General features: G+C 61.9%; 2 protein-coding genes and 1 tRNA gene. 1 reads left to right on the plus strand and 2 read right to left on the minus strand.

Annotated features, from left to right (window positions below; genetic code table 11):
• Window positions 1-64: 64 nt before the first annotated feature.
• Entirely contained in the window at window positions 65-1,036 is a 972-nt protein-coding gene (locus tag WBB85_RS12260) for a hypothetical protein (RefSeq protein ID WP_432638894.1), read from the minus strand.
• 142 nt (window positions 1,037-1,178) lie between these two features.
• The gene (locus tag WBB85_RS12265; RefSeq protein ID WP_432638895.1) at window positions 1,179-2,165 is read right to left on the minus strand and encodes a complex I NDUFA9 subunit family protein; all 987 of its coding nucleotides are present in this window, start codon (window positions 2,163-2,165) and stop codon (window positions 1,179-1,181) included.
• Between the two features lie 148 nt (window positions 2,166-2,313).
• On the opposite strand from WBB85_RS12265, the gene WBB85_RS12270 reads away from it, so the two are divergent.
• Window positions 2,314-2,398, plus strand: a tRNA-Leu gene (locus WBB85_RS12270).
• Window positions 2,399-2,428: the final 30 nt, after the last annotated feature.

Consider the following 2,428-nt stretch of genomic DNA (forward strand, 5'->3'; position numbering starts at 1 on the left):
TCTGGCGGGTCCGGAACCGGTGCGGACACTAGTGACAAGACCAAGCGCTGACAAGGTGACGGCTTTAACCGGCACTGGCCATGACCGCGCCATCCTTCGCCATGCTGTCCTCGCGCATGATGCCGAAATCCGACAGATCGACATCAGGCCCCAAGAGCGCCGCGAGCTTCCGGTTGCTGTCGTCATACCGGCCCGCGAATGTCTTCTTCACATGGCCGGAAACCGGCTGGAACCCTTTCAAAAAGGTCGAAAACGGCGGGTGGCGCATGGCGAACCCAACACCATGATAGATACCGTATGGGGTGGTTCCCAGACGGATCAGCGGCGCGGGCGTCAACACGCTGCGTTGCAACTTGTTGATGCGGCGCAGGATCGGCACGGCATATTCGGGATAGCTTGGCGCATAGGCGGACCGGTGCGTCGGCAGAACGCCGCCGAACCCGGCATTGCCCGCAAAGGCGGCAAGGCCATGCGCCATGCCGTCCATGTCGCGCACCAGGCTTTCCTGCGTGACGACCCGGACATTTTCCGCGCCGAACAGCTCCTGATAAAGTCCGACCAGCCGGTGATATTCAAAGTGTTCAGGCCGGAACCCATGGAAGCCCAGCTCGGGGTCTCCGGCGAAAAAGACCTCGGGTTTGCTGGTGCCGCCGCGCATCAGATACTGCATATAGACCGAGGTCAGGATACGCATCTGCGACCGGATCGAAATCAGGATAAGGGCATCGGGGGCGATCTCCTTCAGACGATGCGCATAGACATCGCTGCCGATACCGCCGAAAAACGGATGGCCCGAAATAATCTCGGACGAGATGACCGGAACCTTGCCCGCGGGCAATTCGTCCAAGCCCTTGCGGATCACGTCCTTCATTCCGGCAGGATCGAAGGTCAGCCCGTGCGGCGCAACGATATGCTCCCAGACCTCCGGATGGCGGGCGATTTGGAGATAGCCATGCTCGGGGACGAACAGACGCTGCTGCATCCAGGACGTCGCCGTCTTGTGATAGCCGATATGCAGCAGAAGACGCTCGGTCATGAAACCACCCTTTACGGAACCGCCAAAACCCCTCACCGGCCCCCACCTCTCACGTCCGGGTGGGTCGCGTCAAATTAAAGCGAAACTGACATCGCTGCGGAAACAAAGACGGCCGGTGGGGTGTGACTGTCAGGCCAGCCGTTCAGCCGCCATGTTTCAGATTGCGGGCCGAGGCCTTGATCGCGTCATACTGCCCCGACGGGCGGAACCGCCAGAGGTAGTCAGGTACCACGGCGCTGATCGGCGTGGCAGTGATGCCAAGATCGGCCAGCCCCTTCGCATCAGCGGCGACGGTATTGTCGACCTTCAGCGACTTCACCTGATCCCGCGTCAGGATCTTGTTGGTCACGAGACCCCCGGTGAGTATCGAGCCGAAATCGAGAAGGGCCGCCATGATCCGCGCCTTCCAGAATGGCATATTCAGAACCAGCCGACGACGATGGATCACACCCAGCATCTCTTCGACGAAATGCCGCAGCGTTCCGGCATCCGGCCCGCCCAGCTCAAACGTGCCGCTGGCCTTGCCAAGGATACCCAGAACAGCGGCCTGAGCCACGTCATCGACATAGACCGGCTGGAACTTCGTTTCAGCACCGACCAGCGGCAGGATCGGCCCCATGCGCGACATGCCGGCGAAGCGGTTGAAGAAGCCGTCTTCAGGTCCGAAGATCACCGAAGGCCGCAGGATAAGGGCATTCGGGAAGGTAGCCAGAATGGCGGCCTCGCCGTCCGCCTTGGTACGGGAATAGTCCGCCTCGGCTTCAGCATCGGCGCCGATGGCCGAGATATGCACCATCGCCGCAACGCCGCCTTCAGTGGCGATCCGGGCGATCCGTTCCGCGCCCTCGACCTGCACTGCCTCGAAATTGTTTCGCCCGCCCTTGTCGAACGTGCCGACGCAGTTCACCACCGCATCCGCGCCAGCCATCGCCGCCCGCACCGAGGCATCGTCACGGATATTGCAGAAGACCGGCTCGACCTGACCGACCGCGCCATAGGGCTTGACGAACAGGGCCTCATTCGGGCGGCGGCAGGCCACGCGGACGCGCCAACCCTCTTTTGCCATACGACGGGCAATATAGCGCCCGACGAATCCCGAACCGCCATAGATCGTGACGAGCTTGGACATGGAGATGTCTCCGAAATTCAGAAGCTTCGGCCCCTGATTAGCGCCTTGGACCCGAGCGAACAAGGCGCGATCGACCAACTTGCGGGATTCGCATAAGACCCCGTTGACAGTCCCCCGCACCCTCTGTACATCGCCCGGCACGACACCTGCCCAGGTGGCGGAATTGGTAGACGCGCACGGTTCAGGTCCGTGTGCCGCAAGGCGTGGAGGTTCGAGTCCTCTCCTGGGCACCAGTCGCACTGACCCCCCGGCGGTTTTTTCCA

The sequence above is a fragment of the Albidovulum sp. genome (genome assembly GCF_049646345.1).
In the GTDB taxonomy this organism is placed as follows: Bacteria; Pseudomonadota; Alphaproteobacteria; order Rhodobacterales; family Rhodobacteraceae; genus Albidovulum.

What these genes read in the sequence shown, in the direction of transcription:
- WBB85_RS12260 (WP_432638894.1), bottom strand. Translation starts at nt 1,036, where the DNA reads ATGACCGAGCGTCTTCTGCTGCATATCGGCTATCACAAGACGGCGACG.
- WBB85_RS12265 (WP_432638895.1), bottom strand. Translation starts at nt 2,165, where the DNA reads ATGTCCAAGCTCGTCACGATCTATGGCGGTTCGGGATTCGTCGGGCGC.